This window comes from Pseudomonas sp. Z1-14, assembly GCF_051132005.1.
Taxonomy (GTDB): domain Bacteria; phylum Pseudomonadota; class Gammaproteobacteria; order Pseudomonadales; family Pseudomonadaceae; genus Aquipseudomonas.
Genome location: NZ_CP071646.1, coordinates 2,206,162 through 2,229,990, shown reverse-complemented (window position 1 = coordinate 2,229,990; position 23,829 = coordinate 2,206,162). Strand labels below are relative to the sequence as shown.

Genomic DNA, 23,829 nt, shown 5'->3' with positions numbered 1-23,829 from the left:
GGGGTTCTCCATCGTTTTGAGATCAGGTCAGGCCTGCGAGCTTTGCAGGTGGCTCATACTCGCCCCCAGCGCCTGGCGGATATCGGCCAGGTCATGGACGCTTTGTGCAAACGGCTCGAAGGACAGGTAACCCTCGTAGCCACCGGCCCGTAGCGCCTCGATCTGCGCGGCATTGCCAAGGATGTCGGCGTCGCCCACCAGCACCCGGTGGCCGTCGCGAATGCTCGCCAACGGAGCCTGCGCATCCTCGACGCCGGAGATGTGCACCAGCCCGGTCAGCTCGGGAAAAAATTCCTCCTCGCCGGCCAGGTGATGGTGAAAGGTGTCATGCACCAGGCGGAACACATCCAGCCCGCCGATGGCCTTGATCGCCTCCACCGCCGCGCGTTTGCGCCGCAACGAGCACTCCTCGAACCCCAGGGGTTCGATAAAACCGTAGATGCCGAAGGCGCGCAGGATCGGCGCCAGCTCACTGAGCGCGGTGCGTAGCCCCGCCGCGCGTTCGGCGGCGTTGCGCGGGTCGGCGCGGTCGTTGAGCGGGCACATCACCAGCCCCTCGGCGCCACACTCGCGGGCGTAATCGGCCAAGCGCACGGCCTGGGCGCGGCGCTCTTCATTCCATACGTCGAACGGGTACAGGGCGTTGATCGACAGTACCTTGACGCCGCGTTCGTCGCACAGCTCACGGACCCGGGCGGGCGGCATGCCGTCTTCGATTTCGACGCCCTTGAGGTCATTGCGGATTTCGATGGCATCGGTTTTCAACGCCAGCGCAAGATCGATGAAAGCGGGCAGCGACAGGCGTGGGGCAACCATTCGGTTCAAGGCAAAACGCAGGGGCTTGTTCATTGTTGTTCTCCCTCCGGCATTCATGGAAATGGGTTATTGAGCAGTGGGCATGCTGAATTCGGGACCCTTGGCGATGCTGTCCGGCCAGCGCTGCATCACGCTCTTGTAGCGACTGTAGAAGCGCAGGCCTTCCTCGCCATAAGCGTGGTGGTCACCGAACAGCGAGCGCTTCCAGCCGCCAAAGGAGTGCCAGGCCATGGGCACCGGAATCGGTACGTTGATACCGACCATGCCGACCTTGATGCTGCGGGCGAATGCCCGGGCGATGCCGCCGTCACGGGTAAAACACGACACGCCGTTGCCGAATTCATGGGCGTTGATCAGCGCGACCGCCGTGGCGAAATCCGGCACACGAACGATCCCCAGCACCGGGCCGAAAATCTCCTGCTGGTAGATACTCATCTCGGCAGTGACCTGGTCGAACAGCGTCGCCCCGACAAAGAACCCCTGCTCGGCCCCGGGCACCTTGAAGCCCCTCCCGTCGACGATCAGCCGCGCGCCCTCGGCTACGCCGGAATCGATGAAACCTTCAACCTTGGCCTTGTGCTCGGCAGTCACCAGCGGCCCCATGTCGGTGCCGGGCTGCTGGCCATTGCCGACCTTCAACTGGTCGATGCGTGGCAACAATCGCGCGATCAGGTCATCGCCGACGTCACCCACCGCCACGGCGATGGAGATCGCCATGCAGCGCTCACCGGCCGAGCCGTAGGCCGCTCCGATCAGCGCATCCGCCGCCTGGTCGAGGTCGGCGTCGGGCATGACGATCATGTGGTTTTTCGCCCCGCCCAGGGCCTGCACGCGCTTGCCGTTCGCGGTGCCCTGCTGGTGGATGTATTCGGCGATGGGCGTGGAGCCGACGAAGGAAATCGCCTCGATGTCCGGGTGCTGCAACAGCGCATCCACCGCCGTCTTGTCGCCCTGGACCACGTTGAACACGCCATCCGGCAGCCCAGCCTCGGTCAATAACCGAGCCATCAGCAGACTGGCGGACGGGTCGCGCTCCGAAGGCTTGAGGATGAAGCAGTTGCCCGCCACCAGCGCCAGAGGAATCATCCACAGCGGCACCATCACCGGGAAGTTGAATGGCGTGACCCCGGCACAGACGCCCAGGGGCTGGCGCAGGTTCCAGTTGTCGATACCGCCGCCGATGTTGTCGCTGAAATCGGTCTTGAGCAGGCTCGGCGCACCGCAGGCGTACTCGACGATCTCGATGCCCCGGGTGACTTCGCCATGGGCATCGGAGAGTACCTTGCCGTGCTCGCGGCTGATGATCTGCGCCAACTCGTCGTGGTGGCGGTCAAGCAGTTCCTTGAACTTGAACATCACCCGGGAACGGCGCAACGACGACTGCTCGGACCAGCCGGGAAAGGCCGCCAGCGCCGAAGCCACCGCTGCCTCGACGGTACCCGGTTCGGCCAGCGCCACCCGGGCCTGTACCGTGCCGGTAGCGGGATTGAAGACGTTGCTGAACCGCGCGGAGTCGTTGCTGTGCACCTGACCGTTGATGTAATGGCCTATTACCGGGGTGTCGCTCATTGTCCTGGTCTCCGTTGGAATGTTCGAATTCAGAGGTCGAGCAGCCAGCTATGCTGCGGATCGTTATGGAATTGCCAGACCCGCTTCGGACCGGCCATGACGTTCAGGTAATACGACTCGTACCCGTAGGGCACGCTGACCGGGTGGTAACCCTTGGGCACCACGACCAGATCGCTGTTTTCCACGGCCATGGCCTGGTCGATGCTGCGATCGTCGGTGTAGACCCGCTGGAACACGAAGCCCTGGGAGGGGTTGACCTGGTGGTAATAGGTCTCTTCGAGAAAGCTCTGGTGCGGCAAATCGTCGGTGTCGTGCTTGTGCGGCGGATAACTGGACGAATGCCCCGACGGCGTGCGCACTTCTACCACCAGCAGCGAATGGGCCGGCTCGCTGTCCGGCAGGATGTCGCAGACGTAGCGGGTATTGGCGCCCTTGCCGCGCACGCTGCGCTTCATGCTCTCGGGACGGATCAGCCGTGGGCCGTACGCATTCGGCGCGCCGCCCGGCGCGGCGCACACCGCCACTTGCACATCGCTCAACGCGGTGATCTGGGCCTGGCTGCCGGGCGGCAGGTAAGCGGCATAAGGTGATTTGTCCTCGAACACCGACTGGCGATCGCCGAGGTTGTCCCAATCGAAGGCGCCCTGCCCCGATGCTTCGCCCTTGAGGTTGATGCGGCCGCTGAGCAGTACCACGCACAATTCCCGGTCTGCGGCGGCCACCGGCAGGCTTTCGCCAAGGCTCAAGCGGTAGGCGGCAAAACCGACGTATTCCAGGGCGTCGCGTGGCAGTTCAACCATGGTCCGGTCGCTGGGATTGCTCTTTATCAGCAGACTCATGGCGCAGTTCTCTCCTGCAACAGGGCACGCAGGGTGTCGTAGCCTTTCTTGGCATAGATATAACTCGGCGCCACCGCCGGGTCCTGCTCGGCTTCCACCACCAGCCAGCCCTGATAATCGGCAGCCAGCAGGACATCAAGCAACGCGGCGAAGTCGATATCTCCATCTCCGGGCACGGTGAACGTGCCGTTGATGATGCAGTCGGGAAAGCTCCAGAGGTTGTTGCGCGCCAACTGCACCACGGGTTTGCGCACGTCCTTGAAGTGCACATGGCAGATGCGCTCGATGTGTTTGCGCAGCACCTGAAGCGGTTCGCCGCCGCCCATGTAGCAATGGCCCGAATCGAACAACAGGCCGACCTCGCTGCCGGTCAGCGCCATCAGCTTGTCGATGTCCGAAGGCGATTCAACGTAGGCGCCCATGTGGTGGTGGTAGGCCAGGCGCACGCCTTGGGACAAGGTGAAGCGGGCCAGCTCGGTGAGCTTGTCGGCATAGGCCTGCCAGGCCTCGTCAGTGTGAAAGCGTGGCCGCTCGATCAACGGAATGCGCTGGCCCTGGATCGAATCGGCCACTTCGCCATAGACCAGCACCGTTGCGCCGTTCTGCGCCAGCAGCTCGACATGGCTGGCGATGGCGTCGATTTCCTCCGCCGCCGAACGCCGCGCCAAGCGACTGGAATACCAGCCGGAGACCAGCGCCAGGTCGTAAGGGCGCAACACGTCGCCGACGCCCTTGGCGTCCTTGGGAAACTTCCCATTGAGCTCGAAACCTTCATAGCCGATTTCCTTGCCTTCGCTCAACGCCGTGCTCAACGGCGTCTCGCCGCCCAACGATGGCAAGTCGTCGTTGCTCCAGGAAATCGGGTTGATGCCAATTCGAATAGCGGGCATGGCTGCACCTTTTGTTGTTTTCTCTAATGTCCAACCGATCACCTGTGGCGAGGGAGCTTGCTCCCGCTCGGCTGCGAAGCAGACGCAAAAACCAGTAGCTACGGTTTACCTGTCGCATCGGGGTAGCTGACTTCGGGACTGCTTCGCAGTCCAGCGGGAGCAAGCTCCCTCGCCACAAAAGCCCTGTATCTCAGGCACGCGCAGCGCGCCAGGCCTCGATCAATTCCACAAACCGGCCCTGCACATCCCGGATCAGCGTTTCATCATCGATCTCCCCGGCCAGCCAGGCGCGGCTCGGTTCCTGAAAGATCGTCCGGCCCACGGCAAACCCTCTGCAAGTGCTGCTCTGGCTGGCCTGGCGAAAGCCTTCGGCCAACGCGGCCGCAGGGGCATTGAGGCCCAGCAGCACCACGCCACGGCAATACGGATCGCGCTGCTGGATCAGCTCATCAAGTTGTTTCCACTCATCGCGGGTCTGCGCCTCGATTTTCCACCACGCCGGGAAAATACCCAGGTTGTAGAGCCGCTTGAGCGCCCGATACAGCACGTCCGGATGGGCCGATGGATGATCCTTGGGCGGAATGACCTCCAGCAGCAATTCATGACCGCTGACCTGGGACGCCTTGTACAAGCCCAACAACTGCGCTTCCTGCTCCAGGCGCAGCAGCGGCTCATCGTCAGGATGAAATTGCACCAGGCATTTGATGATCTGCTCTTGTGGCCAGGCAATCAGGTTGCTGCCGATGGAACGGCCGTGTTCGAACGCCAGCGGCCGCGAGCCCTGCACTTCCACCGGCCGCGCGACCCACCAGCCGCGCCCGGTGGCCGCATTCAGGGAATCCTGGCCGAAACGCTGGTCGGCCAGCAGACCGACATCCGCCTCGATGCCCTGGCGTTGCAGGTCAGCCTCGACCCGCTCCACGGCCTGGATGAACAGTTGCTTGAGCTCGCCGATGCTGTCGAGGCCACGACCACCCCGCTGGGCCAGTTCCACCAACTGCCAGCGATGGTCAAAGGCAAAGATGAACAGCTGTTTCCAGACCCTGCGCGGCACGCTGACCTGATGCAGCCGTTGCAGCACGACATCCTGGTCAGGGCGGGTGATCGGCACCGGGCTGGCAAACAGGTAATCGAGCTCGGCCCGGGTCGGCATCGCCGGGGCGCAGGCATGACGCGACACCACCAACCCGCCACAGGCGTTGGCCAACTGGCAGCAGCGTTCATCACTGGCGTCTTCCAGCCAACCGGCGAGGAAACCCGACATGAACGCGTCGCCCGCGCCCAGCACATTCAACACCTCGACCCGCACGCCGGGGTAAATGGCGCCGTCTTCCAGGCGGTTCGGGATATCGCCGTGGATCACCGTGCAACCTTGCGGGCCAAGCTTCACCACCAGGGTCGCCGCCGTCAGCGAGCGCACGGTACGCAGCGCGGCCAGCAGATCTTCGCTGCCACCGGCGATCAAAAACTCTTCTTCGGTGCCGACGATCAGGTCGAAACGCGCCAGGATGCCTTGCACGTGCTGGCTGACCTTGCGGTCGGCGACAAAACGGGTTTCGCCATCGGCCTTGGGCGCCAGGCCCCAGAGTACCGGGCGGTAGTCGATATCGAGGATACGTTTGAGCTGGTGCGTCTGCGCATAGTCCAGCGCCTGGATGCTGGCCTGGTAGACGCTGTCGGTGGAGAAGTGCGTGCCGGTGATCAACAGCGCCTTGCTCGAGGCGATGAAAGCTTCGTCGATGTCCTCGGCCCGTAGCGCCATGTCCGCGCAATTTTCACGGTAGAACACCAGGGGAAAGGTCTCGCGGTCCTTGATGCCGAGCAACACCATGGCCGTCAGGCGTTCAGGGTCGACCTTGATGCCGCTGACGTCGCAACCTTCGCGCATCAGGGACTCCACCAGAAAGCGCCCCATATGATCATCGCCCACCCGGCTCAGCATCGCCGACCGAAGCCCGAGACGGGCCGTGCCAAAGGCGATGTTGGCAGATGAGCCACCCAGGTACTTGGCGAAGCTCGAGACATCCTCAAGCCGCGCACCGACTTGCTGCGCGTAGAGATCGACGCCCAGGCGCCCCAGGCAGATCACATCCAATTGACGTCCACTGGCAAAACGAGTCTGGCCCATGCTGGCTCCTGTTATTTTTATCAGCCTGCGCTTGACGCCGGAACCGACGCCAACGCTTTGGTGAATGCAGACTAAAACGAGCGAACGGCAATAATCAATATTTTTTCCATAAATTTTTATAGTGGAATATTTTTTCCAATAGACTGTTACTTGGCCGGACCAGACGCGGTGCATCGTTTCAGCACGGCTCACAACTGCGCGCGCTCATGATTTTCCCCGCGGCTACGCTGTAGACTGCGACCAGCCAACCTATTGTCGAGGACCAACCCGTTTCCCAGGGCGTCCTATAAGAACAAGCCAGAAGGATTTTCTATGACCCGCCCCGATCTGCCGGTGCCGTCCGAGAGCGCGTCCGAACCCGCCCTCCCCAGCCCACCGATCAACGCCGAGCGGCTGCTGCAATTGATCACCGAGGAGTACGAAGGCCTGCCGCGCCAGCTCAAACGCATCGCCAGCTACATGAGCCAGCAAAGCGACCGGATCATGGTCGATCGCATCAGCGACATCGCCCGGGAGTGCGAAGTGCACCCCTCGGCCATCGTGCGTTTTTCCCAGCGCTTCGGCTTCAGCGGGTTCAGCGAAATGCAGGCGCTGTTTCGCGAGGCGTACACCCACAAGACCACGCCGGTGCAGAACTACCAGCAACGCATTCGCAGCATGATCGCCAACAAGTCGCAGAAGGCCAGCGCCGGCGATCTCGCGCGCGAATGCGTCAACGCCACCCTGTCGGGCATCGAGCGCCTGGGGTTGGAACTCGACGACGAGGCGTTCGAAAAAGCCGTCGACCTGGTGGTCAACGCCGATAACATCTACGTCGTTGGTGTGCGGCGCTCGTTCGCGGTGGCCGATTACCTGGTCTATAACCTTCAGCACACCAACAAGCGCATTCACCTTGTGTCGGGCCTGGGCGGCAGTTATCGCGAGCAGATGCGCAGCGTCCGGGCCAATGATCTGGTCATCGCCATCAGCTTTACCCCGTACGGCAAGGAAACCCAGCACTGCCTGCGCATCGCCCAGCATCACCAGGCCAAGACGCTGATCATCACCGACAGCAACCTGTCGCCCCTGGCCAAGCGGGCCAATGCGGTGCTGCTGGTGAACGAAGGCAGCTCGTTCGCCTTTCGCTCGTTGAGCGCCACCCTGTGCCTGTGCCAGGCGCTGTTCATCGCCGTGGCCTATCGGCTTGAACTCAAGGTTGATGAAATCCATGAACAGGTCGGATTCGAAGATTGAGCCCGACCTGAAATAAACCGCTGAAGGAGAAGCCATGAAGCTGATCGGCATGCTGGACTCGCCCTATGTGCGACGCGTCGCCATTTCCGCGAAACGCCTGGGGATCGCCCTGGAACATCAATCGGTTTCGGTGTTCAGGCATTTCGAGCAATTCCAGCGCATCAACCCGGTGGTCAAGGCCCCGACCCTGGTGCTGGATGATGGCTCGGTGTTGATGGACTCGACCTTGATCATCGATTACCTGGAAACCTTGGCCGGGCCCGGGAAGAGCCTGATGCCGAGCGATCCGGGGCAACGGTTGCAATCGTTGCAACTGATCGGGTTGGCATTGGCGGCGTGCGAAAAATCGGTGCAGATCTATTACGAACGCACTTTGCGCCCAACGGAAATCCAGCATGAGCCGTGGCTCGCGCGGGTGTCGGGCCAGTTGCTGGCGGCATATGGCGAGTTGGAAAAGGCATTGGTGAAACAACCATTACCCACCGATGGCTCGCTCGACCAGGCCGGCATCAGCGTCGCGGTGGCATGGACCTTCACCAACCTGTTGGTGGCCGACCAGGTGCAAGGCAAGGCCTTCCCACAGATCAGCGCGTTTACCGCTTATGCCGAAGGCCTGGAAGCGTTTGTCAGTACACCGGTGGAATAACCTTCCACAGTACAAAACCTGTGGGAGCGAGCTTGCTCGCGAAGGCGCCAGTGCATCGACATTGGCGTTGACTGGCACGCCGCTTTCGCGAGCAGGCTCGCTCCCACACAGGAACCGTGCTTGACGAAAAACCTGCGACCGACCAAAAAACAATGTGGGTTCGCCCCGGCTCTCAGGCCGGTTGCATTTTCCTCGGTTCTGCAACCGCCGCCACTTCAAACCGGTCCGCCAGGAACGGTGTGATGTCCAGCGGCAACGGCTCGTCGTTCACCAGTTTGTCCAGCAGCACCCCGGTGATGGCCGAGGTCAGGATGCCGGTGCGAAAATGCCCGCAGGCGTTGAGGTAGCCCTCCACGCCGCGCATCGGCCCGAGGATCGGCAATTCATCCGGTGAGCCGGGACGCAGGCCGGCCCAGGTGCGTTTCAGGTTGATGTCGGCCAGTTGCGGGATACACCGCACCGCGCCTTGCACCAACCCCTCGATTTCAGGGTAGGTGGTGGTCACGTCGAACCCTTTGTCTTCCGTGGTGCTGCCGATCAGGATCTCGCCGTTGTCCTTCTGCGCCACATAACAATCGCTGGTGGTCAGGCATCCGCTGAGGATTTTCGGCATGCGCTCGGTCAGCAGGATCTGCCCCTTGACCGGCTTGACCGGAATCCGCACGCCCGTCGCCTGCTCGCTCAAGTCCGCCGCCCAGGCGCCGGCAGCATTGATCAACGTCCGGCAGTTGAACGTGCCGGCTTCGGCGGTTTTCACCCCTGTCACCCGACTGCCGTCACGTAATACGTCAGTCACGTTGGTATTGAAAAACAGATCAACGCCATTTTGCCGCGCTCCCTCGGTGTAGGCGTCGGCCAGGCGGAACGGGCTGACCTGGTGGTCGCAGAGAAACTCCAGCGCACCCAAGGCCTCATGGCTGACACTCGGCTCGGCCTCGCGCAACGCCGCCTGGTCGAGCCAGCGCACCTGATCAGCCAGGTGCGGAATGCAGGCGACAATGTGTTCGGCGTAGGAGCGGTCCTCATCGTCATAGATCACGAACTTGAGCCCGGTCTCTTCAAACTTGAAATCCATGCCGTGACGCTCGATCAGTTCCCTGTGCAACTGCGGATACATCGCGTTGGACTGCAAGGCGAAATCGAAAAACGAGTCGGGCAGGATATGCGGCGTGCTGGCATCCACCGCCACGGCGGCGCCTTGGGCCTGGCGCTTGCGGTTGGCCGACATCATGCGGAAAAAAATCACCCCACAGCCCAGCCCCACCGATTCGCCGATGGCCCACAGGCCGCCGGCCGACGCGCGGGTGGCGTTGCCTGGACGCTTGGCATCGATCAGGGCGATCTTCAGGTGCTTGCGCTTGGACAGTTGATAGGCGCACGACGCTCCGATCACCCCTCCACCGGCGATCACTACGTCATAGTGCCTGATCATGGGATACCGCCTCCGGGTCGTCGTTCTGGAACGCAGAGAAAGGAATCGGATCGATCGGAAAACGTGGCCGTAGCCAGCCCACATCGGTCCGTCCGGTAGCTTCGCGCAGGCGGTCGCTGCAGTAGCCGACACACAGGCGACCCTGGCAATCGCCCATGCTCACCCGGGTGCGCATTTTCAGGCTGGCCATGTCTTGCACGCCCTGTTCAAGGGCGCGGTCGATGTCCGCGCGGGTGGCGTGTTCGCAACGGCAGATCACCGTATCGGCGGCTGGCAGCGCGGTTTGCCCGGCGCCGCGCCGGGTGTAGCGATCAACGGCGGCGCGAAAACGAATGATCCGCTCCAATTGGGCCTGATAGCGCCTGCGGCGCTCCAGCGCCGTCGTCTCATCCAGGACATTACGCTGCAGCAGGACCGACAACGCCGCGATGCGCCCGCTCAACATGGCCGCTTCACCGCCGCGGATCCCGCCCATATCGCCCGCCAGGTGGATATGCGCTTCGCTGCTGCGCTGCCAGGCATCGGACACGGCGCGCAGGTAGCCGTCTTCGCTGAAGCCATGGTCAAGCCCCATCTGCTGGCTCAACTGCGTGCGCGGGATAAACCCGTAGCCGACCGCCAGCGTCTCGGCCGGCAGCTGTTCGGCCTGTCCAAGGTCCGGTTTCCAGTCGGCGGAGTAAGGCGCAACGGTCACGCTGCTCAGTTCACCCTCGCCCTCGGCGCGCACCACGCCCCAACCATAGCGCACCCGGATGCGGTGCCGCTTGAGGTACGCCAGCATGCCCAGGCCATCGAGAAACAATTGCGGTTTGTTCAATAACGCCAGGCTTTCCTTGGCGATCCTGCCGAAGGCACAGGCTTCGTAGACACCCGCCACGGTGACGCCCGAGGCGTGCAGCTGGCAGGCCACCAAGGGCAGCAACGGGCCGGTGCCGGCAATCACCACCGGGCTCGGCGGCTTGACCACGCCACTCTTGATCTGCAATTGCAGGCCACCGAGCATCATCACCCCCGGCAGTGTCCAGCCGGGGAACGGCACACTGCGTTCATGACAACCGGCTGCCAGGATCAACTGGGAATAGGCCACTTCCCGCAAGCGCTCGTCGCCGTCCAGCAGCATCAGGGCCCGGAACCCCTCGGCACCGATGACCCGACTGCCCAGTCGCACATCAATCAGGCCGGCGTTGCGCTGGAATTCCCCATGGAGCTTTGCCAGGGCCTCACTGTAGCGCGCCCCCAGGTAGTCCAGGCTCACGCCATCGCGCAACGGCCCGCGGTACACCACGCCGCCCAGGCGTGGCGCTTCTTCGAGCAGCGTGCAACGCAGACCATTGGCGGCCAGCTCGATGGCCGCCGCCATACCCGCCGGCCCGCCGCCGACAATCACCGGATCGAGGTTCATGGCGCCTCCGTTGCGGCGATGCGATTGGCCCGGGTTTCGATCTGCATGCCCGGTCGCACCAGCGTCTGGCAGGCCCGTCGCTTGTGGCGGCCATCGATCCTGACGAGGCAGCATTGGCAAATGCCCATGCCGCAGTAGGCACCGCTGACCTGGCCGTGGTCGTTGCGGGCCACCTGGCGTTGGCCCATGGCCTGGATGACGGTGAGTACGGTCTCACCCTCGGCGGCGTCGACAGTCTGGCCGTCCAGGCGAACGCTCATGTCGGCCCGTTTCAGCGGTTGAATATCGAATTTACGGCGTAGAACATTCTGGGAGTTGATCATGCGACTCATCCTTAAGGTTCAGTAGGTCTCGGCTCCTTGCGCCACTTGCCACCAGCTTCTCGTCAGTGCCCGCCAGCGACAGCGCGGCGGAACACAGCGAGGGACGCAGCATGATGGGGCGTGCCGGAATATGTTAGGGATTATTTGTGACGAAGTATTGATCCAGGCCAGGGAATGCATTTGCCGGCGCCCATGAACTTTTTTTCAGAAAGCCGACAGGTAATCTTTGGCAGAATGCTGCGCAATAGCTCCACTTCCCAACCGGTAACGCCCATGAACCGTATCCTGACCATCGAAGACGACGCCGTGACCGCCCGTGAAATCGTCGCCGAACTGACCCGCAACGGCCTGGACGTCGACTGGGTCGACAACGGCCGCGAGGGCCTGGAACGGGCTGTCAGCGGTGACTATGACCTGATCACTCTCGACCGCATGCTGCCTGAACTCGACGGCCTGGTGATCGTCACCCAGCTGCGCAGCATGGGCGTGGCCACGCCGATCCTGATGATCAGCGCCCTCTCCGATGTCGACGAGCGGGTGCGTGGCTTGCGGGCCGGTGGCGACGATTACCTGACCAAGCCGTTCGCCACCGACGAAATGGCCGCCCGGGTCGAAGTGCTGCTGCGCCGCAACAACGGCGCCCGCGAGCCGGAAACCGTGCTGCGGGTGGCGGACCTGGAGCTGAATCTGATCAGCCGCGAGGCCAGCCGCAACGGCCAATTACTGAGCCTGCTGCCCACCGAATACAAGTTGCTGGAATTTCTGATGCGCAACAGTGGCCAGATCCTCTCGCGCATGATGATTTTCGAAGAAGTCTGGGGTTATCACTTCGATCCGGGCACCAACCTGATCGACGTCCACATCGGTCGCCTGCGCAAGAAGATCGATCCGCCGGGCCTGGAACCGCTGATTCGCACGGTACGAGGCTCCGGCTATGTCATTGCTGAACCCCGCTAAGGGCTGGCGCTCCTCCAGCAGCCGCCTGCTGGCGCTGTACAGTTCGCTGTTCGTGATCTGGAGCGCGATCCTGATGGGGGTCATGTATTACGAGGTGTTCGGCTACCTCGACAGCCTCGCCAAGCATTCCCTGATGCAGCGCCAGCACCTGTTCGCGCGTATCCATGGCGAACAGCTGGAAGACGCGCTCATGGCCAGCCTGTCGCTGGATGAACGCGGCGTCGACGCCTACGGCCTGTTCGACCCGCAGCTGCGCCATCTGAGCGGGCCGATCCAGCGCATCCCCGCCGACCTGCCGTTGGACGGCAAGATCCATATGCTCGGTGGCTGCGTCGACTCCGACGACCCGATGATCCCCTCCGACAGTTGCGACGCGGTCGCGACCCGGACCCAGGACGGCCGCTGGCTGGTATTGGCGCGGGACAACGGCTCGCTGTTCGCCGTGACCCGCATCATCCTGCACGCGCTGCTTTGGGGGGTCTCGTTGACTATCCTGCCGGGCATCGCCGGCTGGCACCTGTTGCGACGTCGACCGCTGCGGCGTATCCGCGCCTTGCAGGCCAGCGCGGAAGCCATCGTCGCCGGCGACCTGACCCATCGCCTGCCGCTGTCGAGCCGTCGCGATGAACTGGACATGCTGGCAGCCATCGTCAATGCCATGCTCGATCGCATCGAACGGCTGATGAATGAGGTCAAGGGCGTCTGCGACAACATTGCCCATGACTTGCGCACCCCGCTGACGCGCCTGCGTGCCCAGCTTTATCGCATCCAGCAAGAGGCCGCGGACGGCTCCCCGGAAGCGTTGCAGATGGATCAGGTGATCGCCGAGACCGATACGCTGATGGCGCGGTTTCGCGGTCTGTTGCGGATTTCGGAACTGGAGGACCAGCAGCGCCGCTCCGGTTTCGTGCGTCTGGATCCGTTGCAGTTGTTGCAGGAACTGCATGACTTCTATCTGCCGCTGGCCGAAGAACGCGAGCTGGTGTTCAAGCTGGAAGTGCCCGACACCCTGCCCTTGCTCAACGGTGACCGGGCATTGTTGTTCGAGGCGGTGTCGAACCTATTGAGCAACTCGATCAAATTCACCCCATCGGGCGGCGAGGTGATCCTGCGGGGCGTCGACCAGGGCGACAGCAGCCGCATCGAAGTGCTCGACTCAGGCCCTGGCATTCCCGAGGCGGAACGCAAGGCGGTGTTCCGGCGCTTCTACCGCGCCGAGGGCAGCAGCCAGCACCTCGGCTTCGGCCTGGGCCTGTCGATCGTCGCGGCGATTGTCACGCTGCACGGGTTTACGCTGGAGGTGGATCGCAGTGAGCTGGGCGGGGCGCGGTTGGCGCTGGATTGTCGGGCGACGTTGCTCTGATTACGCAGTCCCATTGATGACGCGGTCTCCGTGGCGAGGGAGCTTGCTCCCGCTCGGCTGCGCAGCAGCCGCAAGCTGTTAAACGCGATGTGCCTGGGGACTGCCGATTCGACAGGTTTGGGATCGCTGCGCGATCCAGCGGGAGCAAGCTCCCTCGCCACGGGGGATCGCGTCGGGCTTAAGAATCAGGCCGGATCGCTGCGATGCAGCGGCGTGTTGTACAGCTCATAGCGCAGTTCATCGATCAGCTTGTTCAAGCCTTCTTCGGAGCGGATGCTGTCGACGCTCATGCCGCTCACCACCAGGTCGACCTCGCCGCTTTCCTGGCGGTACAGGCGAATGGTCAGGGTGCCGTCGCCGTTGAGGCTGCATTCACAGGCCAGTGGCGCAAAGCTTTGCTCGAGACGGGTACGTAAAGGAGCCAGATGGGTCATCTATGCACCTCAGCTTCGAAGGCGCAAATGACCGGTGGCCGGCCTCCTGGCTCCCATAGACGTCCTGTCGATCTCACACTTGAAGGGTTTGCTGCACATCGGGGCGTATTCCTTGACTGTTTCGTGGGGACGCGGCGTTCAACAGCAATGCCGCACCCCTCCAGCCTAAGGAGGTTATAGCCTGCGCAGAACCTGAATTTGCACCAGAATACCAGGTGCATTTGCACTGGCTATCATGGTGCCTTTATCCGCCATTCGTTCGCGAACAAGCCCCGCTCCCGCGCCCAGACAATCGCCTCGCTACGACTATGGACGTCGAGTTTCGAATACAGCGTCGCCACGTGATTGCGCACGGTGTTGGGGGCGAGTTTCAAGCGCGCGGCGATCTCCTTGTCCGCCAGGCCCTCGCAAATCAGCCCCAGTACGTCACGTTCGCGGGCGGTCAGCTCGGTGAAAGAAGTCGTCGGGGTCTGCGCATTGATGCTCTTCACATTGGCCAGCTTTTCGATCAGGGTGCGGCTGAACCACGACGCGTCCTTCATCACCTCTTCGATGGCTGCCACCAGTTCCAGCTCCGAGCGCTTGCGTTCGGTGATATTCATCAGCACCAGCAGGAAACATGGCTTGTCCTGGATGATGACGGTATCGGCCGCCACTTCGCAGTCGATCTGCTCCCCGCCTTTCTTGTGCACCTTGACGTCGACCCTGGACACGGTGGCAGTCTTTTCCAGGCGCCCGAACAACGTCGCCGCCGCTTCCTTCTCGAGGAAGCCGATCTCCTCCACGGTCTTGCCCAACAGCTCTTCGCTGGCATAACCCGTCGCCTGGAGGAAGGCCTCGTTGATTTCCGCCAGTTGCAGCTCGGCGCTACAGATCAGCGTCGGCACCGGTGACAGCCGGAACGACTTGGCAAAACGCTCCTCGCTCTGGCGCAGCGCCGTTTCGGCCTTGCGCCGCGGCTCCATGTCCATGAACGAAAACAGCATGCAGTCTTCATCGTGCAGGTCCAGCGGCTGGCCAGCGACGATCACCTGTTTGTTGGTGCCATCGGGCAAGCGCAGTTCGGCCTGCATCTGCGGGATGGTCGCGCCCTGCCCCAGGCGCTCGACGGCCAGGTCGCGCTTTTCGGCAGCCTCGAGCACATCCAGTTCATACACCGAACGCCCGATCACCTCTTCGCGGCTGTAGCCGGTCATTTCCAGGAAACCCGCGTTGACCTTGATATAGCGCAAGTCGCTGAGACGGCAGATCACCGCTGGTGCCGGGTTGGCGCCAAAGGTTTTCTCGAAGCGCTGTTCGGCGCTGGCCCATTCCGTGGCATCGCTGAGAATCAGCACCAGGTATTCCGGCTCGCCGTTGCGGTCGGTCAGCACCATGCTGCGGATGCGGTGCACCCAGGTGCGGTCCGGATCGGCCACCGGCGTCACCTCCACCAGCACATCGCTGAATTCGTCGCCGCGGGCCACGCGGGCGATGGGATAGTTGTCTTCGGGGAGCGAATGGTTGTTGCGATAACGCAAATTGAAACGCCGGGCGTACTCCTTGGCGTTGGTGCCCAACTCGCCAAGCTCCTCGACTCCGTGCATGGTCATGGCCGCTTCGTTGGCCCAGGCAATCGTCTGGTCGACTTCGATCAGCATCACGCCATCCGATAGCCCGGCGATGATCTGCAGCAGTTGGCGGCGATTGGTATCGGTGCTCGGGACTTCCAGATTCATTGGATCTCCGTGGGGGTCAGAAACGCATGGAGGTTACGACTCCTGCACGAGTGACGCGTTCCCTGTGCAGGAGACGGCTTTCTTCTGCGGGTCATTGCTGTTCGGCGGCCGTGTCGATGCTCACCACCACCGACATCCCTGGCCGCAGGCGTTCACTTTCGGGCTGGTCCGGATCCACGGTGATGCGAACCGGAACGCGCTGGGCAATCTTGACGAAATTGCCGGTGGCGTTGTCAGCCTGCAGCAGGCTGAACTCGGAACCGGTGGCCGGGGAAATGCGTTCGACATGCCCCTGGAAGCGGCGATGGCCGAGGGCATCCACGGTAAAGCTTGCCGGCTGACCGACCCGTACCTTGTCCATCTGGGTTTCCTTGAGGTTGGCGATCACCCACTTCTGGTTCGGCACCAGCGCCATCAACTGCGCTCCGGAATTGACGTAGGCGCCCAGACGCACGCCTATCTGCCCCAGCTGACCGTCCCGTGGCGCCAACACGCGCGTGTTGGACAGGTCGATGCGCGCCAGTTGCACCGCCGCCTCGGCGCTGGCGACAGCGGCTTCCAGGGAGCCGCGGTTGACGATGACGGTTTGCCGGTCCTGACGGGCAATTTCCAGGCTGGCCTGGGCCTGGGCGACGGCTGCGGTGGCTTGGGCGCTGGCGGCGCGACTGATATCCAGTTCACGCCTGGACACCGAACCGTCCTTTATCAACGCCTCGTTGCGGCGCAGGTCGGCGGCGGCTTTGTGGGCCTGGGCCTGGCTGTCGGCCAACGCGGCCTGGCGCAGCTTGATGCTCGCCTCGGCGCTGTTGCGCTGCTGTACGACGTTGGCCAGGGCCGCCTGTTGCACCGCCAGTTGCGCCAGCGCCTGGTCGAGCCGTTGCCGGTAGATGCGGTCATCCAGGCGCACCAGCAGATCGCCGGCCTTGACGAACTGGAAGTCCTGCACCGGGACTTCATGGACATAACCACTGAGCTGCGGCCCGATGATCGTCACCTGCCCGCGCACCAAGGCATTCTCGGTGGTTTCCACGGCGCTGCTGAACGGCGGCAATTGCCAGGCATAAAGCACCACCAGCACGCCGACGATCGCCACTGCGGCGAATCCGAGGGATGAAAGCATCCGTACTCGCAGAGAGCGCGGTTTTGTCGCCGGAGCGGCAGGAGGCGCCTGGTCTTCCGGCGTATCGGCGATGGCATTGGTGGTCGTGGTGGTCGGCTCGGTCATGAAGAGGTGGCACCGCTGGGTTGTGTCGAAGGGGCAGGCGCTGCGGCGGCGGGCTGGGTAGTGCTCATCAGCCACAGGGCACGAATGGAAATCCAGATCATGGTCAGCACGGCGATCACCGCGATCAGCATGAACACGTCGTTATAGGCGAGTATGTTGGCTTCGCGGGTAGCGGCCGTGGCGAGGCTGCGAAGGCCTTGCAGGTGACGCAGGCCCGGATCGGCGATCAGCGAACCCACCGCCGAGCCGCCGCTGTCCACCCGCGCGGCGACGCGAGGATCGAACGGACTCAGGTTCTCCACCAGATGGCTGGAATGAAATTTCTCGCGCACCACCTGGAACGTGCCGAGCACCGCGGCCCCTACCAGGCCGCCGAGGCTCTGGCAGATCCCGAACAGCACGGAAAAACTCACCAGGTTTCGCGGGTTGGTCAGCACATTGCGCACGCCCAGGATCATCGTCGGCCCGAGGAAGAACGTGCTGCCGAATGCCAGCAGGAACTGGCTGAAATACATGTTTTGCGGACGGCTCAGGTTGTTCGAATAACTGTCCATCACCGATCCCGTGGCCATCAACGCCAGGGAAATGATCAGCGGCATGAACAAGTGCGCCGGGTTGATGGTCAGCGCGCTGGTCACCAGCCCGGCGATACTGCCGATCAGCATCACCACGTAAAGGCTGTGCATCTGCTGGCTGCTCATGTTCAGCGCTTGCAGGAAACCCACCGCCCCAGTGGACTGTTCCGAGGTCACCATGCGGATCAGAATCACCGCCAGGGCCAGACGGATCATTACCCCGCTGCCGAGCCAACGCGTCATCAGCATCGGATTGCTGCGGTTATGTTCAATCGCCAGGCCCGCCATGATCAGTACGATTGAAGCCGCCGAGGCCACGCCGATCCATGGCGCTTCCAACCACCAGTCGATGCGCCCCAGCGACAACACCGCGCACAGCAAGGCGACGCCGCTGGCGAGCACGGTGAAAGTCAGGAAGTCGAGTTTTTCAAAGGTCTTGAAGCGATCGCCCGGCGGCAACTTGAGCAGCAGCACGCAGCCCAGCGACAGCAGCGCCATGCCCAGTTCGAACAGGTACAAGCCGCGCCATTCGGCGATTTGCAGCAGGTCTTCGGAGAACAGCCGGGCCATTGGCAAGGCCAGTTGCGAAGTGCCCAGGCCCAACACCAGCGCCTTGAGCCGCCACTTGGCCGGGAAAGCCTGGACCATATAATACAGGCCCAGGGAGCTGAGGGCCGCACCCACCATGCCATGGGCCGCACGCACGGCGACCGCCGAGTTCAGGTCGTTGACGAACAGATGGCCGAAGGTCACCAGCGCATAGAGCGCCAGGAACACTTCGGTGAACGCGCGCAAGCCGAACTGCTGGCGAAATTTCACCAGCAGCAGGTTCATCGAGACGTTGGTCATGACGTAGGCCGCGGGCAACCAGGCCATCTCCGCCGTGGTGGCGCCCAGGGACCCTTGCAGATAGGGCAGATTGGCGATCACCAGCGAATTGCCCAAACCCCCGGTCAACGCCACCAGCACGCCAACCAGCGCGTAGGCAAGCCGCTTGGGCGTGGGATGCAACGGCGTCGAGGGCGAACCGGGCAGCGTCGGCCGTTCGTGCGGCTGCCAGGCGCGCGGGGTGTAGTGATCCATTCAAAAACCTTGCGGGAACATAGCGACAATTGGTCGCTGGAAACTTTCCAGATGCCTGTTCGACGACAAGGAACGCCAAGAAGTGCCGCAGACACTTTCGTGGCGAGGGAGCTTGCTCCCGCTGGGCTGCGCAGCAGCCCCATCACTGAGAACTCGGTGCCGCTGATGCGGAATCTTCAAGAGGGGCTGCTACGCAGCCAGCGGGAGCAAGCTCCCTCGCCACGGATCGAGATGGTTCAGGCGTCGCTGCCAGAGCCTGCCGCTTTCGAGCGGGCGCGATCCTTGGCGGCCTTGGCCTCGGCGGCCAGGCACTCCAGGCAGAACTGCTCGGCGTAAGACATGAGAATTTCGGTGGTGTCGCCCTTGATCGTACGCGAGCCCGCAAGAATGTAGCGCATGCGTTTTTCAGTGACGCCGATGCGCAAGGCAATCCAGGCCGGCGTCTGGCCGATGCGGTCGACCAGTTTGTTGGCGTACTCGGTGGAGTGGTTGTAGCGCTCGGCATTGGGGAACATAGGGGGTCCATGGAAGGAAATAAAGTCAGTGCGGCAGATTACTCTTTTTTGCGCTGGGGATTGTTTTTTCACAGCCTTGTGACCGCGAGCGCCACAAGACTGGAATGCCTGAATGCAGAAAGCAATTGAAGGTTAAACTGTTATGGACCAATAAATCTTTCGCCAATCTCTCCCTTGTGTCCGGCGCCACTAACTTGGAAGACGTGGATGACATACCCCTGGCCTGGCGTCAAACCTTTGAATATGACTCCCATCCCGGTAATTAAAACCGACTTCATTTCTATGGCCGGGCCAATAGTTTTTCTTCCGGCGTCAGCTTTATAAATAACGGCTTCATACCTCACACCGAAAGGTAATGTTTTCATCCACCCGACAATAATACTGTCCCCCTCGCTGCCGAGTTCGCGCGAATGTCCAACATAAGTTATTCGACCAGGGATATCTTTGCCCGTATTACCGGACATCTTGACGACCCCTGACTCGCGGCCGTGCGTGCTCACGGCACGAACGGTAATAACATAGTTACGGTCGGGACCGAAACGCTGATAGAGTTTCACATGCTGAGTCGAGTTAGGCTTATGCTCAACTCTTGAGGGCACACCATCCAGAGTGACTATAAAGTGCGTAACAGTATAGTTATATCTAAAGCGGTCGAACGTAACATGTAGACTGCCATACTCCCGGTCATAACCAACTCTAACATTCTCAGGGGTCGGAGGACGCGCATTAGCCAAGCTGGTGGCGATGCAGTTTTGCACAATGTTTGAAGCTTCGAAAAAGTCTACATTGATAATATTGGTTTTTGAAAGCCATGACGATAACGGCGCGAACCACTTATCAAGTTCTGCTTCAATTGTTTCCGGACCATAGAGATGACTGTATTTGACAACCTGTAACGATCTTAAGTAGCGTGGTGGATAATCCGCGCTGTTAATCTTGGAGTGGATGTAGCGTTTGATCTCTTCCACACTGGGCGTATCCTCCCCCACCCAGTCACGGGTGATTTTCCCGCCAAACGGATCACCGCCTTCGCCGTACAGAATGATAGTTCTGCCAGGGTACTGTTCCCGCAACTCTCTTAGCGTCAACCTAGCTGCCGAAGCCGGCAATACCCTGTCAGACAAACCGTCCAATAAGAGTTTGCGCACATAATCAATCTCATAATCCCCCGTCTTGGCTGAAGTTTTACCTATATCCAAAATGATGTATTCGCTATCTCTGGCGCCATTACCTTCTTTATAAAATTTAAGACAGTCGGAGATCAAATTTTCTACGCGCCTTACCGAGTGAAATGGACCATGATAAAAATGATAAACAGACTGAGAAACTTTCAATATGCGCAAATCAAGAACCCGAATCCCACCTCTTAGTTGATAAAGAAAGGAGTCTCTTTGACAAGCGATCCAGCCTTCGGCTGGACCGCTCACGCCTTTTTTATCCACCCCCGCGTTATGGGCGGAAGGGAGTGCCAGCTGATGAAGTTTAAGAACACCGAGCACAACCTTGTTATCGGTCATCCAAGTGGCAGTTCTGTGAGCTAGTGGTGCGATTGCAATTGACATCCTTGTACTCTCCTTGGGGCGATTAGGGTTAGATACTCGTATTACAGAGACCGATAAAATTTGGTAACTGCTGATCAGACAAGCATGCAATCTACGCGCACTGTCGCGGGAGCGCTACAGCCAGAAACAACCGGATTTTATTCTGCTGTTATAAGCCCTAACTTGATTATTACCAGAACAGGTTCCGACTTTCAGGCAGTTGCATACAAGTCGCAAGGAGATACATACGCCGCGGCGAGGGAGCAAGCCTCATCAAACAAAATGCATCCCTTTATTTAAAATCTTTCCAGGCCGCGACCAATCTGACGCTCAGTTTAGTACCCTTGCGCGGTGAAGCTCTAGGCTGGCGATCAAGACTTTTGGCCTCATATTCCTTATGCCTTGTTCCACATAAGGCTGTCCTTTTGGGCAGCATCAAATAAATCAGCCGGGTCAGTTGATGCGCGATGGATTTGGCCGGAATTGACGCCTACCCAATGTTCACGGCGACCCACATCGATACCCGCAGAATGAAGGTGAACCACTTCAAAGCCACAAGAGTTCCACCGTCTCGCCATTCGACTAATGTCTTAGACCAGTCATCGCACAACCCGGCCTGCTCGCAGCTTTTCTCAGACCACAGCTTTCCCCACAGACAAAGCCTTTCCAGCCTCAAGGTGCGCCCCATAACCTTACTAAATACCTATCCATCACCGGCTACCGGCAAGAAAAATCGCAGTAATGGCCAGTTGACAAGAATCACCCGCCACCAAATAATCCCTGCCATGTTGTACGACGACGTATAACAGATAAAAACAACAAAAAAGCAAGGGAGCGTCAGAGTGAGCACACGTGTCCGTTTTTCGCCCAAGAACCGTCCAACCCGTCCTTTTTCCCCATCGAATGTCGCCCTGGGCCTGATCAGTTGCAGCAGCCTGGCCATGTTCCTGCCCATGACTGCCAGCGCCGCAGGTTTTGTCGATGACGCCAAAGCCACGCTGAATCTGCGCAACGCCTATTTCAACCGCAACTTCGTCAACGACGCCGCCGCCCAAGGCAAAGCCGAGGAATGGACTCAAAGCTTCATCCTCGACGCCAAGTCCGGTTTCACCCAGGGCACGGTCGGTTTCGGCGTGGACGTGCTCGGCCTGTACTCGGTCAAGCTCGACGGCGGTCGTGGCACCGCCGGCACCCAGCTGCTGCCGGTGCACGACGACGGTCGTCCGGCCGATGACTTCGGCCGTTTGGGCGTGGCCCTCAAGGCCAAAGTCTCGAAGACTGAATTGAAAGTCGGCGAGTGGATGCCGGTGCTGCCGATCCTGCGTTCCGACGATGGCCGCTCCCTGCCGCAAACCTTCCAGGGCGGCCAGGTCACTTCCACCGAGATCAACGGCCTGAGCCTCTATGGCGGTCAGTTCCGTGGCAACAGCCCGCGCAACGACGCGAGCATGGAAGACATGTCGATGAACGGCCGCGGTGCCTTCACTTCCGACCGTTTCAATTTCGGCGGCGGCGAATATGCCTTCAACGAAAAACGCACCCAGGTCGGTGTCTGGTACGCGGAACTGTCCGACATCTACCAGCAGCAATATTTCAACCTGACCCACAGCCAACCCATGGGCGACTGGACCCTGGGCGCCAACCTGGGCTACTTCACCGGCAAGGAAGACGGCAGCGCCCTGGCCGGCGACCTGGATAACAAGACCGCGTTCGCCATGCTCTCCGCCAAGTACGGCGGCAACACCTTCTACGTCGGCCTGCAGAAAGTCGGCGGCGATGATGCCTGGATGCGCGTCAACGGCACCAGCGGCGGCACCCTGGCGAACGATAGCTACAACTCCAGCTACGACAACGCCAAGGAAAAATCCTGGCAGTTGCGCCATGACTTCAACTTCGCCGCCGTCGGCGTGCCGGGCCTGACCCTGATGAACCGCTACATCAGCGGTGACAACGTGCACACCGCCACCGTCGATGATGGCAAGGAATGGGGCCGCGAGACTGAGCTGGCTTATACCGTGCAGAGCGGTGCGCTGAAGAGCCTTAACGTAAAATGGCGAAACGCATCGATTCGTCGCGACTTCAGCACCAACGAATTCGACGAGAACCGGATCTTCATCAGCTACCCGATTTCGCTGCTGTAACGGAAGGATTCAGCCTGGGCGCATCCCATGGCAATCTACGGCAAGGACGCCGTTCCAGAGCGGTTCGTCGATCAAACGTTGACAAGGCAGCAGAAGGATAAGGATATTCGCCCTCGGTCGTACGACAACTTATAACAACTGTACCTCTCACTGTTTGCTCAGGTAATGCCATGACCACGACACAGATTCGCCACCCTTTCAATCGCTTGCTGTTGACCGGCGCCGCCGGCGGCCTTGGCAAAGTCTTGCGCGAACGCCTCAAGCCTTACGCCCGCCATATTCGCCTGTCGGACATCGCCAACATGGCACCGGCCATCGATGAAAGCGAAGAAGTGGTGCCCTGCGACCTGTCGGATAAACAGGCCGTGCACCAATTGGTGGAAGGCGTCGACGCCATCCTGCATTTTGGCGGTGTGTCGGTCGAGCGTCCGTTCGAAGAGATCCTCGGCGCCAACATCAGCGGCGTGTTCCATATTTATGAAGCCGCGCGCAAGCACGGCGTCAAGCGCGTGATCTTCGCCAGTTCCAACCATGTCATCGGTTTCTACAAGCAGGACCAGACCCTCGATGCCCTCTCCCCTCGCCGTCCGGATGGCTACTACGGCCTGTCCAAGTCCTACGGCGAAGACATGGCCAGTTTCTACTTCGATCGCTACGGCATCGAGACCGTGAGCATCCGCATCGGCTCGTCATTCCCGGAACCACAGAACCGCCGGATGATGAGCACCTGGCTGAGCTTCGACGACCTCACCCAACTGATCGAATGCTCGCTCTACACCCCGAAGGTCGGCCACACCGTGGTCTACGGCATGTCCGCCAACCGCGACGTCTGGTGGGACAACAGCCACGCCGCGCACCTGGGCTACCAGCCCAAGGACACCTCGGAAATCTTCCGCGCCAAAGTCGAAGCCCAGCCGATGCCGGCCGAGGATGACCCGGCCAGGATCTATCAGGGCGGCGCCTTTGTTGCTGCCGGCCCGTTCGACAACTGATTCGCCT

The 23,829-nt window shown here is 61.1% G+C and carries 20 protein-coding genes; 6 read left to right on the top strand and 14 right to left on the bottom strand.

What is annotated here, in order from left to right; translation table 11 throughout:
- Positions 1-27 precede the first annotated feature (27 nt).
- The 5 genes from J3P89_RS10285 to J3P89_RS10265 form a co-directional block, all read right to left on the bottom strand.
- Positions 28-849 carry a TIM barrel protein gene (locus tag J3P89_RS10285; RefSeq protein WP_434697452.1) on the bottom strand — a complete coding sequence of 274 codons (822 nt, stop codon included), beginning with the start codon at positions 847-849 and terminating at the stop codon, positions 28-30.
- 33 nt (positions 850-882) lie between these two features.
- Complete coding sequence (locus tag J3P89_RS10280) at positions 883-2,385, bottom strand: CoA-acylating methylmalonate-semialdehyde dehydrogenase (RefSeq protein WP_434697451.1); 1,503 nt, start codon at positions 2,383-2,385, stop codon at positions 883-885.
- A 29-nt stretch (positions 2,386-2,414) separates the two neighbouring features.
- Positions 2,415-3,224: a 5-deoxy-glucuronate isomerase gene (iolB, locus tag J3P89_RS10275; protein WP_434697450.1), complete on the bottom strand. Its 810-nt coding sequence runs from the start codon at positions 3,222-3,224 to the stop codon at positions 2,415-2,417.
- Positions 3,221-4,114 carry a myo-inosose-2 dehydratase gene (gene iolE, locus J3P89_RS10270; RefSeq protein WP_434601148.1) on the bottom strand — a complete coding sequence of 298 codons (894 nt, stop codon included), beginning with the start codon at positions 4,112-4,114 and terminating at the stop codon, positions 3,221-3,223. Before iolE ends, iolB begins: the two co-directional genes overlap by 4 nt.
- A gap of 190 nt (positions 4,115-4,304) precedes the next feature.
- Positions 4,305-6,242, bottom strand: a complete 1,938-nt coding sequence (locus J3P89_RS10265; RefSeq protein ID WP_434697449.1) for a bifunctional 5-dehydro-2-deoxygluconokinase/5-dehydro-2-deoxyphosphogluconate aldolase — start codon at positions 6,240-6,242, stop codon at positions 4,305-4,307.
- Between the two features lie 312 nt (positions 6,243-6,554).
- Here J3P89_RS10265 and J3P89_RS10260 point away from each other — a divergent pair, with 312 nt between their 5' ends.
- Both J3P89_RS10260 and J3P89_RS10255 read left to right on the top strand, forming a co-directional pair.
- Positions 6,555-7,475 (top strand): MurR/RpiR family transcriptional regulator, encoded by a 921-nt coding sequence (locus tag J3P89_RS10260; protein ID WP_305500359.1) that lies wholly within the window; start codon positions 6,555-6,557, stop codon positions 7,473-7,475.
- A gap of 34 nt (positions 7,476-7,509) precedes the next feature.
- Entirely contained in the window at positions 7,510-8,121 is a 612-nt protein-coding gene (locus J3P89_RS10255) for a glutathione S-transferase N-terminal domain-containing protein (protein ID WP_434697448.1), read from the top strand.
- Between the two features lie 172 nt (positions 8,122-8,293).
- Here J3P89_RS10255 and hcnC read toward each other — a convergent pair whose 3' ends face one another.
- The 3 genes from hcnC to hcnA are packed head-to-tail and all read right to left on the bottom strand — an operon-like array spanning position 8,294 to position 11,278.
- Entirely contained in the window at positions 8,294-9,553 is a 1,260-nt protein-coding gene (gene hcnC / locus J3P89_RS10250; RefSeq protein ID WP_434697447.1) for a cyanide-forming glycine dehydrogenase subunit HcnC, read from the bottom strand.
- Positions 9,537-10,955 carry a cyanide-forming glycine dehydrogenase subunit HcnB gene (gene hcnB, locus J3P89_RS10245; RefSeq protein ID WP_434697446.1) on the bottom strand — a complete coding sequence of 473 codons (1,419 nt, stop codon included), beginning with the start codon at positions 10,953-10,955 and terminating at the stop codon, positions 9,537-9,539. Before hcnB ends, hcnC begins: the two co-directional genes overlap by 17 nt.
- Entirely contained in the window at positions 10,952-11,278 is a 327-nt protein-coding gene (gene hcnA / locus J3P89_RS10240) for a cyanide-forming glycine dehydrogenase subunit HcnA (protein WP_434630195.1), read from the bottom strand. The genes hcnB and hcnA overlap by 4 nt, the downstream gene beginning before the upstream one ends.
- Positions 11,279-11,551: 273 nt before the next feature.
- On the opposite strand from hcnA, the gene J3P89_RS10235 reads away from it, so the two are divergent.
- Together J3P89_RS10235 and J3P89_RS10230 are read left to right on the top strand one after the other, a co-directional pair.
- The gene (locus J3P89_RS10235; RefSeq protein ID WP_305500352.1) at positions 11,552-12,235 is read left to right on the top strand and encodes a response regulator transcription factor; all 684 of its coding nucleotides are present in this window, start codon (positions 11,552-11,554) and stop codon (positions 12,233-12,235) included.
- Positions 12,213-13,598 (top strand): sensor histidine kinase, encoded by a 1,386-nt coding sequence (locus tag J3P89_RS10230; RefSeq protein ID WP_434697445.1) that lies wholly within the window; start codon positions 12,213-12,215, stop codon positions 13,596-13,598. The genes J3P89_RS10235 and J3P89_RS10230 overlap by 23 nt, the downstream gene beginning before the upstream one ends.
- Positions 13,599-13,783: 185 nt before the next feature.
- Here the strand turns inward: J3P89_RS10230 and J3P89_RS10225 are convergent, their stop codons facing one another.
- The 6 genes from J3P89_RS10225 to J3P89_RS10200 form a co-directional block, all read right to left on the bottom strand.
- The gene (locus J3P89_RS10225) at positions 13,784-14,032 is read right to left on the bottom strand and encodes a DUF1652 domain-containing protein (RefSeq protein WP_305500349.1); all 249 of its coding nucleotides are present in this window, start codon (positions 14,030-14,032) and stop codon (positions 13,784-13,786) included.
- Positions 14,033-14,265: 233 nt separating this feature from the next.
- Positions 14,266-15,750 (bottom strand): PAS domain S-box protein, encoded by a 1,485-nt coding sequence (locus J3P89_RS10220; RefSeq protein ID WP_434697444.1) that lies wholly within the window; start codon positions 15,748-15,750, stop codon positions 14,266-14,268.
- 91 nt (positions 15,751-15,841) lie between these two features.
- Positions 15,842-16,975: an HlyD family secretion protein gene (locus J3P89_RS10215; RefSeq protein ID WP_434630188.1), complete on the bottom strand. Its 1,134-nt coding sequence runs from the start codon at positions 16,973-16,975 to the stop codon at positions 15,842-15,844.
- Complete coding sequence (locus J3P89_RS10210) at positions 16,972-18,633, bottom strand: MFS transporter (protein WP_434697443.1); 1,662 nt, start codon at positions 18,631-18,633, stop codon at positions 16,972-16,974. Before J3P89_RS10210 ends, J3P89_RS10215 begins: the two co-directional genes overlap by 4 nt.
- Before the next feature lie 236 nt (positions 18,634-18,869).
- Positions 18,870-19,148, bottom strand: coding sequence for a hypothetical protein (locus J3P89_RS10205; protein WP_434697442.1), 279 nt, complete (start codon positions 19,146-19,148; stop codon positions 18,870-18,872).
- 140 nt (positions 19,149-19,288) lie between these two features.
- Positions 19,289-20,710 carry a hypothetical protein gene (locus tag J3P89_RS10200; RefSeq protein ID WP_434697441.1) on the bottom strand — a complete coding sequence of 474 codons (1,422 nt, stop codon included), beginning with the start codon at positions 20,708-20,710 and terminating at the stop codon, positions 19,289-19,291.
- Positions 20,711-21,531: 821 nt separating this feature from the next.
- Between J3P89_RS10200 and J3P89_RS10195 the strand changes: the two genes are divergently transcribed.
- Together J3P89_RS10195 and J3P89_RS10190 are read left to right on the top strand one after the other, a co-directional pair.
- Complete coding sequence (locus tag J3P89_RS10195; protein WP_434630184.1) at positions 21,532-22,830, top strand: OprD family porin; 1,299 nt, start codon at positions 21,532-21,534, stop codon at positions 22,828-22,830.
- Between the two features lie 170 nt (positions 22,831-23,000).
- The gene (locus tag J3P89_RS10190; RefSeq protein ID WP_434630182.1) at positions 23,001-23,822 is read left to right on the top strand and encodes an NAD-dependent epimerase/dehydratase family protein; all 822 of its coding nucleotides are present in this window, start codon (positions 23,001-23,003) and stop codon (positions 23,820-23,822) included.
- The last annotated feature ends 7 nt before the right edge of the window (positions 23,823-23,829 follow it).

Coding starts and splice junctions, on each gene's coding strand:
- J3P89_RS10210 (WP_434697443.1), bottom strand. CDS start 18,633: ATGGATCACTACACCCCGCGCGCCTGGCAGCCGCACGAACGGCCGACG.
- iolB (WP_434697450.1), bottom strand. CDS start 3,224: ATGAGTCTGCTGATAAAGAGCAATCCCAGCGACCGGACCATGGTTGAA.
- J3P89_RS10235 (WP_305500352.1), top strand. CDS start 11,552: ATGAACCGTATCCTGACCATCGAAGACGACGCCGTGACCGCCCGTGAA.
- J3P89_RS10265 (WP_434697449.1), bottom strand. CDS start 6,242: ATGGGCCAGACTCGTTTTGCCAGTGGACGTCAATTGGATGTGATCTGC.
- J3P89_RS10285 (WP_434697452.1), bottom strand. CDS start 849: ATGAACAAGCCCCTGCGTTTTGCCTTGAACCGAATGGTTGCCCCACGC.
- hcnC (WP_434697447.1), bottom strand. CDS start 9,553: ATGATCAGGCACTATGACGTAGTGATCGCCGGTGGAGGGGTGATCGGA.
- J3P89_RS10190 (WP_434630182.1), top strand. CDS start 23,001: ATGACCACGACACAGATTCGCCACCCTTTCAATCGCTTGCTGTTGACC.
- J3P89_RS10230 (WP_434697445.1), top strand. CDS start 12,213: ATGTCATTGCTGAACCCCGCTAAGGGCTGGCGCTCCTCCAGCAGCCGC.
- iolE (WP_434601148.1), bottom strand. CDS start 4,114: ATGCCCGCTATTCGAATTGGCATCAACCCGATTTCCTGGAGCAACGAC.
- J3P89_RS10205 (WP_434697442.1), bottom strand. CDS start 19,148: ATGTTCCCCAATGCCGAGCGCTACAACCACTCCACCGAGTACGCCAAC.
- J3P89_RS10220 (WP_434697444.1), bottom strand. CDS start 15,750: ATGAATCTGGAAGTCCCGAGCACCGATACCAATCGCCGCCAACTGCTG.
- J3P89_RS10200 (WP_434697441.1), bottom strand. CDS start 20,710: ATGTCAATTGCAATCGCACCACTAGCTCACAGAACTGCCACTTGGATG.
- hcnB (WP_434697446.1), bottom strand. CDS start 10,955: ATGAACCTCGATCCGGTGATTGTCGGCGGCGGGCCGGCGGGTATGGCG.
- J3P89_RS10215 (WP_434630188.1), bottom strand. CDS start 16,975: ATGACCGAGCCGACCACCACGACCACCAATGCCATCGCCGATACGCCG.
- J3P89_RS10280 (WP_434697451.1), bottom strand. CDS start 2,385: ATGAGCGACACCCCGGTAATAGGCCATTACATCAACGGTCAGGTGCAC.
- hcnA (WP_434630195.1), bottom strand. CDS start 11,278: ATGATCAACTCCCAGAATGTTCTACGCCGTAAATTCGATATTCAACCG.
- J3P89_RS10255 (WP_434697448.1), top strand. CDS start 7,510: ATGAAGCTGATCGGCATGCTGGACTCGCCCTATGTGCGACGCGTCGCC.
- J3P89_RS10225 (WP_305500349.1), bottom strand. CDS start 14,032: ATGACCCATCTGGCTCCTTTACGTACCCGTCTCGAGCAAAGCTTTGCG.
- J3P89_RS10260 (WP_305500359.1), top strand. CDS start 6,555: ATGACCCGCCCCGATCTGCCGGTGCCGTCCGAGAGCGCGTCCGAACCC.